The sequence below is a fragment of the Arthrobacter sp. TJ-263 genome (assembly GCF_058269155.1).
Window position 1 is genome coordinate 1 of record NZ_JBZCNE010000003.1, and the last position, 14,134, is coordinate 14,134.

Genomic DNA, 14,134 nt, shown 5'->3' on the forward strand with positions numbered 1-14,134 from the left:
ACCCGGGAAAACGGGCGACACCACTGCACAAAATTCGAAACCAGCCAAAAAAACCAGCCACCACACACGAAGTGCGCAGCAACCAGCAAATTCAACCAATCAAAAAACAATCGGTATCAACAAACTTGGCACACTATTGAGTTCTCAAACAACAGGAACAACCGGCACCAAACACGACCAAACCATCATGTCATCGCTCCGGAGCAACTTTTCAAGCCTACCCGCACCCACCCCGCAACCACAAATCCGCCGATTCCCGTCGTCCCCGCTCCCCGTTCCCGTCCACGTGGACAGGAGGTGAGCCTTGGTTCCGAGGTTGTCGGCCGACCAGATTACTTCGTCGGCGCGGATATAAACGATAGCACCGGCGGGGACCGGATGCAAAACAGCAGCGGACCCCGGGCCGGGGTCCGCTGCTGCCGTGGCGCGGGTGTCAGGAGGTGGCGGGCTTCAGGTACAGCACGCCGAGTGGCGGAACGCGGACGTCCCCATAGGCGGGCTGGCCGTTGTGCGCTCCCTCGCGGGCCGTCACGACCCCGGCGTTACCCACACCCGATCCGCCGAACTCCTCCGAGTCGGTGTTGAGCACCTCGGTCCACTCCCCTGCCCAGGGGAGTCCCACCCGGAACCCTTCGTGCGGGCCGCCGGCGAAGTTCGCGATGCAGACGAGCGGGTTGCCCTGGTGATCCCAGCGGATGAAGGACAGCGTGTTGTGCTCGCCGTCGTTCTCGTCGATCCACTGGAAGCCGGCGGGCTCGTTGTCGCGTGCATACAGTGCCGGTGTCTCCCGGTACACCGCGTTGAGGGACCGGACGAGCTGCTGGACTCCCTGGTGGGACGGGGTCTCCGTCAGCCACCAGTCGAGGCTGTGGTGCTCGGCCCATTCCGACTCCTGGGCGAACTCGGTCCCCATGAAGATCAGCTGCTTGCCCGGATGCGCCCACTGGAATGCGAGGTACGCGCGGACGTTCGCGAGCTGCTGCCAGCGGTCGCCCGGCATCTTGCGCAGCAGGGAACCCTTGCCGTGCACGACCTCGTCGTGGCTGATGGGCAGCATGAAGTTCTCCGTGTACGCGTACACCATGGAGAAGGTCGCCTTGCCGTGGTGGTACATCCGGTTGATCGGTTCCTCGGCGATGTACTCGAGGGTGTCGTGCATCCAGCCCATGTTCCACTTGATACCGAACCCGAGGCCGCCTGCGCTGGTCGCCCGGGTGACGCCGTCGAACGCCGTCGACTCCTCGGCCACCATGACGATTCCCGGAGCCCTCTTGTAGGCGGTCGCATTGACCTCCTGCAGGAACGAGATGGCTTCCAGGTTCTCCTGGCCGCCGAACTTGTTCGGACGCCACTGGCCTTCCTCGCGGGAGTAGTTGAGGTACAGCATCGATGCCACGGCGTCGACCCGGAGGCCGTCGATGTGGAATTCCTCGAGCCAGTACAGGGCGTTCGCGACGAGGAAGTTGCGGACCTCACGACGACCGAAGTCGAAGATGAGCGTCCCCCAGTCACGGTGCTCCCCGAGGAACGGGTCGCCGTGCTCGTACAGGGTTCCGCCGTCGAAGTTGGCCAGCGCCCACTCGTCCTTGGGGAAGTGCGCGGGGACCCAGTCCATGATCACGCCGATACCGGCCTGGTGCAGCTTGTCGACGAGGTACTTGAAGTCGTCGGGCGAGCCGAAACGGGACGTGGGCGCGAAGTAGGAGGTGACCTGGTAGCCCCACGATCCGCCGAACGGGTGCTCGGCGACGGGCATGAGTTCCACGTGGGTGAAGCCCTGCCAGGAGACGTACTCCACGAGCTGCTCCGCCAGTTCCTGGTAGCTGAGCCCCTGGCGCCAGGACCCCAGGTGCACCTCGTACACGCTCATGGGCCCGTTGTGCGGATCGGTGGCCGCGCGCGCCTGCATCCATTCGTCGTCACCGAAGACGTAGGTCGACTCGACGACCTTCGAGCCGGTGAGCGGCGGGATCTCGGTGCCCCGGGCCATCGGGTCGGCCTTCTGGCGCCACTGCCCGTCGTTGCCGAGGATCTCGAACTTGTAGCACGTGCCGGCACCGGCCCCGGGGATGAAGATCTCCCAGATCCCCGTGCTGCCCAGCACGCGCATCGCGTTGACGCTGCCGTCCCAGCCGTTGAAATCGCCCATGACACGGACTGCGCGGGCGTTCGGAGCCCAGACCGCGAACGAGACGCCCTGGATGTCTCCGAGGACGGACGAGTACCGCCGGACATGCGCGCCGAGCGCGGTCCACAGGGTCTCGTGCCGGCCCTCACCGATGAGGTGCATGTCGATCTCGCCGAGGGTCGGCAGGAACCGGTAGGGGTCGTCGACGGTGACGGGGTCGCCGTCGTAGGTCACCTCGAGCCGGTAGTCGGGGACGTGCCCGGGGTTCTCGGCCGGCAGCGCGCCGACCCAGATCCCGTTGTGCTCGTGGGTCAGTTCCGTGCGGCCGGTTCCGGTGACGACGACGACGGACCGGGCGAGGCGTCGCAGCGTCCGGACGGTGACGACGTCGTCGCTGCTCAGGTGCGCACCGAGCACGGCGTGGGGCTGGTGGTAGGAGCCCTCGGAGACCTGCTGCAGCACGGACGGCTCGACCGCGGCGGGCGTGAGGTCGGCTGCCGGGGCCGGGGATGGACCCTTCGCCTCCGGGGCCACGTCCTTCGCCTTGTCGGCGATGTCCGCGGTGGCGCTCTTCGCCTTGTCGGCTACCGCCTTCGCGGTCTCGGTGACGGCCTTTGCTGCCTTGCCCGCGAGGGTTTCCTTGCCTGCACCCTTGGCGGGACCGGCTTTCTTGGGGGGATTCATGTCAGCTGCTTTCGTGGCGTCCGCACCGGGATGTGCCCCCAGCGCGCGTCGGACATCCCGGACGGGCATCTCGACCCAGTCCGGTCTGTTGCGGATCTCGTAGACGACTTCGTACAGGGCCTTGTCGAGCCAGAGGGCGCGGAAGAGCGGACCGTCGGTGTCGACGGGCGTCCCGGCTTCCTCCGCGTACCCGGCGAGGAACGCCTCGCGGGCGGCGACGGACCACCGCTCCGTCTCGGCCGCCGCGGGCGAGCCGACCGGCGCGGCTCCCCGGGACGCGGCAGCGTATTCGAGCGAGCGGACCATGCCGACGACGTCACGCAGCGGCACGTCCGGGACGCTCCGCTCGGCCGTGGGCCGGAGGGGCTCGCCCTCGAAGTCGATGACGAGCCAGGTGCCGTCCGGCGCCTGCAGGACCTGACCGAGGTGCAGGTCCGCGTGGATCCGCTGCAGGGGCGGGATGTCCTCGAGCGTCTCCACGGCGCGGATGATGCGCTCCACCTCTGCGCCGAGCGGTCCGACGGCGTCGCCGGCCTCCTCCCAGGCCCAGCGGATGCGCGCCGCGAGGGCCTCCCTGAAGTCCTTCTTCTCGGCGTCGGTCGCCATGCGGTGCCCGAGGGCGACGTCGAGCTGCCGGTGGATCCTCGCGACGGCCTGACCGAGCCCGCGGGCCTCCGCGGTGAAGTCTGCGGCGGTGGATGCGGCGAGGGACGCCGTGCGCCAGGCGTCGGTGCTGCCCTCCACGAAGTCGCGCAGCACGCTCACGTGCCCCGTGACGTGGGAGCCGGGTTCGGCGCCGGCGTGCTGCCAGGTGCCCGTCACCCAGCTGAAGGTGTCCGGCGTGTCGGTGGAGCCGCCCGCGGTGAGCTGGGCGCTGAGCTCCACGTCGGGGCTCTCGCCCGCAGCGAGTACCCGGAAGAACTTCACGATCATGGAGCCGGGCCCGGAGCCGTAGATCACCGAGGTGTTCGACTGCTCGCCCTGCAGGATCTTGACGGGCTGGACGGTGCCGGGCTCCTGGTGGGCCGGCGCCTTGATGGCGACGCCGTTCAGGCGGCCGTCCGAGGTGCTGCCGGCGCTGAGCATGAAGTCCACCCAGAGGCGCACGAAGTCGGCGTCGTGTGTCGCGTCATAGGCCCACCGCGGACCCAGGTCGGGGTGTTCCACCTGTCCGATCAGGCCGGACGCGCCGTCGTCGAGCGGTTCGCTCCGGTAGCTGATCGGCACGCTGACGACGTCGGTGCGCCGTCCGGAATCGACGGCGAGGAAATGGAGCTCGAAGCGGGCTGTGCCCGTCGGGTCCTCGAGCACCGTGCCGCCGACGACCGTCAGGTCCACCGACTGGCCCCGTGCCGGGAACCATCGCTGGGTGGGAAGCCACGCCGTGAGGATCTCCGGGATGAACGGTGTGTGCGCCGCCATCATCGGGTCGCCTCCGGGACGGGGATGACCGGGAGTGCCTGGGTGTGCGGGGAGGACGTGTTGGAACTGGCGGAGCGGACGCGGAGCCAGAAGAAGTCGTGGCTGCCGAGCGTCAGGGTGACCTCTCCGTCCTCCGCGAACGCCGGGAACACCGAACCACCGAAGAGGTCCCGCAGTCCGCGGCCCGCGAACTCGGGAAGCCGCATCCTCGCCGCGACCGGGTGCTGCGAGAGGTTGAAGACGCACAGGACCGATTCCGCCTGCTCGCCCTCGGTGTTGCCCTCGTCGATCTCCCGGAGGAAGGCGAGCACATGCTCGGACTCGACGGCTACATGGCGGTAGGAGCCCAGCCCGAACGCGGGGTGGGTCTTGCGCACCGCCAGCATCTGGCGCACCCAGTGGAGCAGTGAGCTCGAGCTGGCCATCTGCGCTTCGACGTTCACGTGGTTGTAGTGGTAGACGAGCGACTGGACGACCGGCAGGTACAGCTTGCCGGGATCCACCGGGGAGAAGCCCGCGTTGCGGTCCGGGTTCCACTGCATCGGTGTGCGTGACGCGTCGCGGTCCTCCAGCCAGATGTTGTCGCCCATGCCGATCTCGTCCCCGTAGTAGAGGAACGGGCTGCCGGGCAGGGACAGCAGGAGGGCGTGGATGAGCTCCACCTCGGCCCGTGAATTGTCCAGGAGCGGGGACAGGCGACGGCGGATACCGACGTTCGCCCGCATGCGGGGGTCCGGCGCGTACCAGCCCAGCATGGCCTCGCGTTCCTCGCTGGTGACCATCTCGAGCGTGAGCTCGTCATGGTTGCGGAGGAAGGTGCCCCACTGCGCCCCGGCCGGGATGTCGGGCGTCTCCTTCATCGTCTCGATGATGGGCGCCGCCTTCTGGTCGCGCAGCGCGTAGAAGAGCCTCGGCATGATCGGGAAGTGGAACGCCATGTGGCACTCGGGACCGTCCGCGTCCCCGAAGTACTCGACGACCTCGTCCGGCATCTGGTTGGCCTCGGCGATGATGACGCGGCCCGGGTAGGTCTCGTCGACCATCGCTCGCAGACGCTTGAGGAACTCGTGCGTCTTCGGCAGGTTCTCGCAGTTGGTGCCCTCCTCCTCGAACAGGTAGGGGATGGCGTCCGCGCGGAAACCGTCGATGCCCTGGTCGAGCCAGAACCTCACGACGTCGAAGATGGCTTCCTGCACCTTGGGGTTCTCGAAGTTGAGGTCCGGCTGGTGGCTGAAGAAACGGTGCCAGAAGAACTGCCGACGCACCGGGTCGAACGTCCAGTTGGACTCCTCGGTGTCGACGAAGATGATGCGCGCGTCCTCGTACTTCTCGTCGGTGTCACTCCAAACGTAGAAGTCCCCGTAGGGTCCCTCGGGGTCGCGGCGCGATTCCTGGAACCAGTGATGCTGGTCCGAGGTGTGGTTCACGGGCAGGTCGATGATGACCCGGACGCCGCGGGCGTGTGCCTCGGCGACGAGCCGCTTGAAGTCGCTGAGGGAACCGAATTCGTCGAGGACGTCGTAGTAGTCCGAGATGTCGTACCCGCCGTCCCGCAGCGGGGACTTGAAGAAGGGGGGCAGCCAGAGGCAGTCGACACCGAGCCACTGGAGGTAGTCCAGTTTCTCGATCAGGCCGGACAGGTCGCCGGAGCCATCCCCGTTCGCATCGGCGAAGCCGCGCACCAGAGCCTCGTAGAAGACCGCCTTGCGGTACCAGAGGGGGTCATGGGCCAGTCCAGGTGCATTGAGCTGGAAGGGGTTGGGCACTAGTGCTGCCTCCTGATCGAGAGAATGTGGGCCGGTTCCACGTGGGCGTCCAGCCGGACGTAGTTGTGCTCGCCCCAGGCGAACGTCTGTCCCGTGATGAGATCGTCCACGAGGAACGTACCGCTCTCGTCGAGATCCGCAGCATCGAGGCCCAGCTTCGCCAGGTCGAGCGACACCGTGCTCTCCCGGGTGCTGTGGGGATCGACGTTGACGACGACGATGATGGTGTCCTTGCCCTCCGCCGTCTGCTTGTGCTTGACGAAGACCAGCGTGGCCGGGTCGGTGCTGCTGTGGATCGACAGGTTCTCGAGATCACCGAGCGCGGGGTGCGCGCGCCGGATGGCGTTGAGCCGCGTGATGAACGGGGCCAGCGAGCGGCCTTCGGCCTCCGCGGCGGCGTAGTCCCGCGGACGGTACTGGAACTTCTCGTTGTCGATGTACTCCTCGGCACCCGGCCGGGCCACGTGCTCGAACAGCTCGTAGCCGGAGTAGACACCCCAGAGGGGGCTCGCCATGGAGGCGAGCACGGCCCGGATCTTGAAGGCGGCCGGTCCCCCGTACTGGAGGTACTCGGTGAGGATGTCCGGGGTGTTGACGAAGAAGTTGGGCCGGAAGTACGCCGGGGAGACCTGGCTGATCTCGGTGAAGTACTCCTCGAGCTCCGTCTTGGTGTTGCGCCACGTGAAGTAGGAGTAGGACTGCTGGAACCCGGCGCGGCCCAGGGCGTGCATCATGGGCGGGCGCGTGAAGGCCTCGGCGAGGAAGATGACGTCGGGGTGCTTCTTGTTCACCTTGGCGATGAGCCACTCCCAGAACTGCACGGGCTTGGTGTGCGGGTTGTCCACCCGGAAGATCTTCACGCCGTGCTGGACCCACATGAGGACGATCCGCAGGATCTCCTTCGACAGGCCCTGGGGGTCGTTGTCGAAGTTGATGGGGTAGATGTCCTGGTACTTCTTCGGCGGGTTCTCCGCGTACGCGATGGTGCCGTCGATGCGGGTGGTGAACCACTCGGGATGAGTCTTGACCCATGGGTGGTCGGGTGCGGCCTGCAGCGCGAGGTCCAGGGCCACCTCGAGACCGAGCTCGCCGGCGCGTGCGACGAAGGCATCGAAGTCCTCGAAGGTGCCGAGGTCGGGGTGGATGGCGTCGTGGCCACCGTCCGCGGATCCGATCGCCCAGGGCGAGCCCGGGTCGCCGGGGCCGGCCGTGAGGGTGTTGTTAGGGCCCTTGCGGTGCGTGTGTCCGATCGGGTGGATCGGCGGCAGGTAGACGACGTCGAAGTTCATGGCGGCCACGGCGTCGAGGCGCTTGGCGGCCTCACGGAACGTGCCGGAGGTCCACTGCGCCGTCTCCGGATCGTAGGTGGCGCCTTCCGACCGCGGGAAGAACTCGTACCAGGCGGCGCGGCCGGCGAGCTCCCGCTCGACGTCGATCGGGTACGCCCGCGAAGCGGTGACCAGCGAGCGGAGGGGCCGGCGGGCGATCGCTTCGTGGATCTGGGGCGTCAGGCCGGCGGCGAGACGCTCGTCGACGGCCAGGGAGGTGTCGGAGAGGGTCGCGGCGGTGCGGCGGAAGAGAGCCGCATCGCGTGCGCTGCGCTCCCCTGCCGCGCGGGTGAAGAGCGCTGCGCCCTCCATCAGCATCAGCTCGACGTCGACGCCGGCCGCGATCTTGATGGTCGCGTCGTGCTCCCATGTCCCGAAGAGGTCGGACCAGCCTTCGATGGTGAAGGTGTGAAGGCCCTTCGTGCGCGGGGTCAGGATGCCCGCCCAGCGGTCCAGCCCCGAGCCGACCGGTGTCATCCGGATGCGCTGCACCTCCTTGCCCCTGGGGTCGTACAGGACTGCCGACACACCCAGCTGGTCGTGTCCTTCCCTGAAGACGGTCGCGCCCACGGCGATGTCCGAGCCGGGAAGCGCCTTGGCAGGGAAGCGTCCGTCCTCGACGACGGGACTGACCGCGGTGATGGGGATGCGGCCGAACCGCAGTCCTTCGGGATAAGGGGCATTTCGGTTCTGGTCGGTTGTGGTGGTCACCCGTACGACGTTAGCGAGTAATGGCCTGAATTGCTAAGGGAGCTTTGCGTAACATCGGCGCCGATAACACATCGAGCAAGCGTTTACGCAACGCTTCCGCGCTACTGCTCGGCAAGTGCGCTAGCGTAATCGGGGTGAAGGCAATCCGCAGATTTACCGTCCGAACCGTCCTCCCCGAGAAGATCGCACCGCTCGGCAAACTCGCGGGCAATCTGCGCTGGTCGTGGCACCTGCCGACCTCGCGCTTGTTCGAGGAGATAGACCGCGCGGCCTGGGAGCAGAGCGGCCACGATCCGGTGTCCTTCCTGGGCTCCGTGACACGCGAGAAGCTCGAGCAGCTCGCCGACGACGAGACGCTGGTCCAGCGCATCCAGGAGGTGGGTGCCGATCTCGACGACTACCTGACGAAACCGCGCTGGTACCAGGGGCTCGGCGACGACGCTCCGCGCAGCATCGCGTACTTCTCCCCCGAGTACGGCATCGCCGCGGTCCTCCCCCAGTACTCCGGCGGCCTCGGGATCCTGGCAGGCGACCACCTGAAGTCGGCCTCCGACCTCGGCATCCCCCTGATCGGCGTCGGCCTGCTCTACCAGTCCGGCTACTTCAAGCAGTCCCTCTCGCAGGATGCCTGGCAGCAGGAGACCTACCCCGTCCTCGACCCGGACGGCCTCCCCCTGACCCTGCTCCGCGAGCAGGACGGCTCGGCCGCGAAGGTGGTGCTGCCGCTGCCCAACGGCCGCCAGCTCTCCGCGCACATCTGGCGTGCCGACGTCGGCCGCGTCCCGCTCCTGCTCCTCGACTCCAACGTCCCGGGCAACGACGAGGCGGCGCGCAACGTCACCGATCGCCTCTACGGCGGTGGCGGCGACCAGCGGCTGCAGCAGGAACTGCTCCTCGGCATGGGCGGTGTGAAGGCGCTGCGCATTTTCGAGCGGCTCACCGGCACACCCGCGCCCGAGGTGTTCCACACCAACGAGGGCCACGCCGGCTTCCTCGGCATCGAGCGCATCCGCGAACTCATGGATCCGTCCAACGAGACGCCCATGAGCTGGGAGGAAGCGCTCACGGCCGGCCGGGCCTCGACCGTCTTCACCACCCACACCCCGGTGCCGGCCGGCATCGACAGGTTCGACCGCGCGCAGATCGAGCACTTCTTCCACGCGGGCCTCGCGCCCGCCGTCCCGACGGACCGCGTCCTGGCCCTCGGAGCGGAGAACTACGAGGACGGCGACCGCTCGAAGTTCAACATGGCCGTCATGGGCCTCCGCCTGGCCCAGCGCGCCAATGGTGTGGCGAAGCTGCACGGCGAGGTGTCCCGGGGGATGTTCTCGGGGCTCTGGCCGGGGTTCGACACCCAGGAGGTGCCGATCACGTCGGTGACCAACGGCGTGCATGTGCCGAGCTGGGTGGATCCCGAGATCGCGGACTTCGCCCGTGCCAACTTCGGTGCCGAGTCCGTCCTCGACCCGCAGTGGAACAAGGTGTACGACGTCCCGGACACCGACATCTGGGCGCTGCGCCGCAGCCTCCGCTCCAACCTCGTCGACGACGTGCGCCAGCGCCTGCGCTCCTCGTGGAAGAAGCGTGGCGCGGCCGACGCCGCCTTGAAGTGGACCGATTCGGTGCTGGACCCGGACGTCCTCACGATCGGGTTCGCGCGCCGTGTGCCGACCTACAAGCGCCTCACGCTCATGCTGCGTGACCCGGCCCGCCTGAAGGCCCTGCTCCTGCACCCGGAGCACCCCATCCAGCTCGTGATCGCCGGCAAGTCCCACCCCGCGGACGAACAGGGCAAGCGGATGATCCAGGACCTGGTCCGTTTCACCGACGACCCCGAGGTCCGCCACCGGATCGTGTTCCTGCCCAACTACGACATCGCGATGGCACGCACCCTGTTCCCCGGCTGCGACGTCTGGCTGAACAACCCGCTCCGACCCCTGGAGGCCTGCGGCACCTCGGGCATGAAGGCCGCCATCAACGGCGGCCTCAACCTGTCCGTGCTGGACGGCTGGTGGGACGAGATGTACGACGGCGACAACGGCTGGGCGATCCCGACGGCCAACAACGGGGCCTCCGCCGATGCCCGCGACGACATCGAGGCGAGCGCACTCTACGACCTCCTGGAGACGCAGGTCGCTCCGCGCTTCTACTCACAGGTCCCTGCCGAGGGAGCCGGGGCCGCCGGCCCGTCGGAGCCCTCGCGCGACGGCGTGCCGCACCAGTGGATCGCGATGATCAAGCACACCATGGCGACCCTCGGTCCCGCGGTGTCGGCCGAGCGCATGCTGCAGGACTACGTGGAGAAGCTCTACCGCCCGGCCTGGCGTGCCGGCCACGCCGCAGCGGCCGACAACTACTCGCTCGCGAAGCGGACCGCCGCGTGGCGTTCCCGTGTCCAGGGCAGTTGGCCGGCCGTCCAGGTGGAACACGTCGATTCCACCGGCGTCACGGAGTACCCGCAGATCGGTGACTCGCTGACGGTCGACGCCTACGTGTCCCTGGGCGGGCTCGACCCGGACGACGTCGCCGTCGAGGTGGCCTACGGCCGTGCCCTCGAGACCGACGAGCTGAGCGACGTCACGGTCAAGGACCTGGAGGTCGCAGAGAACCTCGGCAGCGGGCGCTACCTGTTCAGGGGCGGCATCCGGATCGACCACTCCGGCTCCTTCGGATACACCGTCCGCGTGCTGCCGAAGCACGCGACCCTCGCCACGAAGGCGGAACTGGGACTCGTCGTCAACGCCTGACCGTCTGCCGCCTGCAGGCGGTGCAGGACGAAGCCCGGGACCGGATGGTCCCGGGCTTCGTCGTGAACGGACCTCGCTCGGGCCGGCCGCCGGTCCGCGCCCACCCTTTCCGGTCCGCGCCGGACGGGCACTGCTCAGGGATGGGGGCGCGTCAGCAGCGATAGATGCGCACCGAGTCGGCGGCGACCGTGTCGGCGTCGCCGGACCGCAACCGCACGCGGGCGGGCATCGGTTCGCGGGAGGCGGAGTCGAAGATCGGACTGAACCAGCGCGGCTGTTCCTGTTCTATGCCCTGTCCCTGCAGGATCCAGGCCGAGGGCAGGTGGATGCGTGTGTCCTCGAGCGAGCCGTTGATCACGACGAGCCCGTCCACCGTCCCGCCGGCCGATCCGAGGATCAGCTGCACGGTCCTGGTCCGCGGGTCCTCCCACTCGTGCGCGGTCATCGGGAGCCCGGCGGCGTTGAACCACAGCAGGGTCGACTGGTCGCCGCGGGACGGGAAGGACGGCGGCTGCTGGGCCAGGAAGGCCCGTCGGACGGCCAGCAGCGTGCGGGTCGAATCGAGCAGGCGCCGGGATGCGGCGTCGTCGGGCCAGTGCATCCAGGCGAGCTCGTTGTCCTGGCAGTAGGCGTTGTTGTTCCCGGCCTGGGTGCGTCCGAACTCGTCGCCGGCCGTGAGCATCGGGACCCCCAGCGAGATGAGCAGCGAGGCCATGATGTTGCGCGCCGTCCGCTCGCGGGCCGCGAGGATCGCCTCGTCCTCCGTGCGGCCCTCGGCACCATGGTTGTAGCTGCGGTTGTCGTTGTGGCCGTCGCGGTTGCCCTCACCGTTGGCCTCGTTGTGCTTGCGCTCGTACGCCGTCAGGTCCGCGAGCGTGAAGCCGTCGTGGGCGGTGACGAGGTTGACGGAGGCGAGGGCGCTGCGGCCGGAGTGTGCGAAGGTGTCCGCCGAGCCGGCGAGGCAGCCCGCCAGGCGGGCGGGCGAGGACCCGGTGCCGCCATGGGTCAGGGAGGCGATATCGCGAAGCCAGAAGTCACGCACGGTGTCGCGGAAGCCGTCGTTCCAGTCGGCCCAGCCGACGGGGAACCGCCCGGTCTGCCAGCCGTGAGGGCCGATGTCCCACGGCTCCGAGATGAGCTTCGTGCCGCGGAGCGCCTTGGAGGCGCCCGCCGCGACCAGGAAGGGGTGCCTCGGGGTGAAGGCGTTGTGCTCGTCGCGGGACAGCGTGACGGCGAGGTCGAACCGGAATCCGTCGATCCGGCATTCCTCCACCCAGTAACGCAGCGAGTCCAGCGCGAACTCGACGACGCGGGGCTGGGAGAAGTCCAGGCTGTTGCCGCAGCCGGTCGTGTCCACGTAGTGGCCGGCGTGGTCGTGCCGGTAGTAGTCGAGATCGCCGAGTCCGCGCCAGCAGAGGGCCGGCCGATGCTGCTCACCCTCCGCCGTGTGGTTGTACACGACGTCGAGGATCACCTCGAGTCCGGCCTCGTGGAGCGCGCGGACCATGCCCTTGAACTCGTCGAGCACCGCGGCGGGGCCCGCGGCCCGTGCGGCCGCCGTCGCGTAGTCGGTGTGCGCCGAGAAGAACCCGAGGGTGTTGTACCCCCAGTAGTTGCTGAGGCCCAGCGGCTCGAGGTGCGGCTCGTCGAGGTGGAAGTGGATGGGCAGGAGCTCGACGGCGGTCACCCCGAGGTCGCGGAGATACCCGACCATGGCCGGATGCCCCAGCCCCGCGTACGTGCCCCGCAGCTCCTCGGGGATGTCCGGGTGGAGCTTCGTGAGCCCTTTGACGTGGGCTTCGTAGATGACGGTGTCCCGCCACGGGGTCTGGGGCCGTTCGCTCGTTCCCCAGTCGAAGGCGTGCTCGAGGAACACGGAGTAGTAGGAGCGCGACGTCGGCTCGTCCACCCCGGGCGGTGTGTCGACGACCTCGATCGCACGGGAGTAGGGATCGAGGAGCAGCTGCGCCTCGCCGACCGCACCCGGCAGCTCCTTGCCCGTGGGCCAGAAGGCGTAGAGCGAGCCCGGGGACACCGGGCCCACGACGCCGTGGTGGACGCCGCCGTCGAGCCCGACCAGCGTCTCCGACGTCCAGGACCCGTCAGCGCGGCGCCAGTGCACGTCGATGGACGGGATGGCCGGCGCCCATACCGCGGCGTTGGCATGCGTGTCCCGACCCCAGGCGCCGGCGATGGCCTGGAGTCCGAGCGGGAACTCGCGCGACGGATGGGGCGACGGCGCGGGATTCACCATCGACGGTCAGGCGGAGCGCTGGCGGGAGACCTCGTACAGCGTGATCCCCACCGCCATCGAGGCATTGAGCGATTCCATGGCGGAGTCGATCGGGATGGACACGATCTGGTCGCAGTTCTCACGTACCAGGCGGGAGAGGCCCTTGCCCTCCGAGCCGACGACGATGCAGATGGGGTCGCGGCCGAGGGACAGCTCCGGGAGGGAGACATCGCCGTCGCCGTCGAGCCCGAGGACGAAGATGCCCTTGGACTTGAGGGACTTCAATGCCGAGTTCAGGTTGCCGACGCGCGCCACGGGGACGCGTACGGCGGCGCCGGCGCTGGTCTTCCAGGCGGACGCCGTCACGCCGACCGCGCGTCGCTCGGGAACGATCACGCCGTGGCTGCTGAAGGCCGACGCCGAACGGATGATGGCGCCGAGGTTGCGGGGGTCCGTGATGCCGTCCAGGGCGACGAAGAGCGGCGCGTTGCCGATGTGCCCGCGCCGGAAACGCTCGATGGTCTCGTCGACGAGGTCGAGCGCGTCCGCATACTCGTAGGGCGGGATCTGCAGCATGAGGCCCTGGTGCACGGCGCCGTCGGTCATGCGGTCCAGCTCGGGCTTGCCGGTCTCCATGACGGGGATGCCGCGCTCGGCCGCCATCTTCAGGGACTCGCGGACGCGGTCGTCCATCTCGACACGGATGGCGACGTGCAGGGCCTTGGCCGGGATGCCCGCGCGAAGCGCCTCGACGACGGAGTTGCGGCCGGTGACGACCTCTTCGGCGGCCTTGCCCTTCGTGCGGCCGGTGCCGGCACTCTTGCCGCCGGCCCGCTTCGCCGCCGAACGTTCGGCCAGCTCCTTGTTCTTGAACGACTTGTGGTACGGGCGGTCCTCCGCCTTGGGAGTGGGGCCCTTGCCCTCGAGCGACTTGCGTCCGTGGCCGCCGGTGCCGATGGTGGGGCCCTTTTTCGTTTTGCGAACCGCGCCTGGACGTCCGTGACTGGCCATGGAAGAACACCTTTATATAGAAGAAGAATCGACTCCAGTTTACGCGGAGCGCGTCGACTGCCTCAGCACGCCTCGTCCCGGCGCTATCCGGGCGTCGACCGGCG

The 14,134-nt window shown here is 68.4% G+C and carries 6 protein-coding genes; 1 reads left to right on the forward strand and 5 read right to left on the reverse strand.

The features are described 5' to 3' along the window. Positions 1–433 precede the first annotated feature (433 nt). The 3 genes from glgB to AC4D2F_RS14180 are packed head-to-tail and all read right to left on the reverse strand — an operon-like array spanning position 434 to position 8,039. Positions 434–4,237 (reverse strand): 1,4-alpha-glucan branching protein GlgB, encoded by a 3,804-nt coding sequence (glgB, locus tag AC4D2F_RS14170; protein ID WP_490911109.1) that lies wholly within the window; start codon positions 4,235–4,237, stop codon positions 434–436. Beyond that, a complete protein-coding gene (gene treS / locus AC4D2F_RS14175; RefSeq protein WP_104166856.1) occupies positions 4,234–6,000 on the reverse strand; it encodes a maltose alpha-D-glucosyltransferase in 1,767 nt (588 codons plus the stop codon). The genes glgB and treS overlap by 4 nt, the downstream gene beginning before the upstream one ends. Continuing rightward, complete coding sequence (locus AC4D2F_RS14180) at positions 6,000–8,039, reverse strand: alpha-1,4-glucan--maltose-1-phosphate maltosyltransferase (protein ID WP_490911110.1); 2,040 nt, start codon at positions 8,037–8,039, stop codon at positions 6,000–6,002. Before AC4D2F_RS14180 ends, treS begins: the two co-directional genes overlap by 1 nt. 134 nt (positions 8,040–8,173) lie before the next feature. Here AC4D2F_RS14180 and glgP point away from each other — a divergent pair, with 134 nt between their 5' ends. Further along, on the forward strand, positions 8,174–10,786 hold the full coding sequence (gene glgP, locus AC4D2F_RS14185; RefSeq protein ID WP_104166860.1) for an alpha-glucan family phosphorylase: 2,613 nt from the start codon (positions 8,174–8,176) through the stop codon (positions 10,784–10,786). Positions 10,787–10,937: 151 nt separating this feature from the next. On the opposite strand, the gene glgX is transcribed toward glgP, so the two are convergent. Beyond that, positions 10,938–13,040: a glycogen debranching protein GlgX gene (gene glgX, locus AC4D2F_RS14190; protein ID WP_490911111.1), complete on the reverse strand. Its 2,103-nt coding sequence runs from the start codon at positions 13,038–13,040 to the stop codon at positions 10,938–10,940. Positions 13,041–13,046: 6 nt separating this feature from the next. After that, entirely contained in the window at positions 13,047–14,030 is a 984-nt protein-coding gene (rlmB, locus tag AC4D2F_RS14195) for a 23S rRNA (guanosine(2251)-2'-O)-methyltransferase RlmB (protein WP_104166864.1), read from the reverse strand. Positions 14,031–14,134 lie beyond the last annotated feature (104 nt).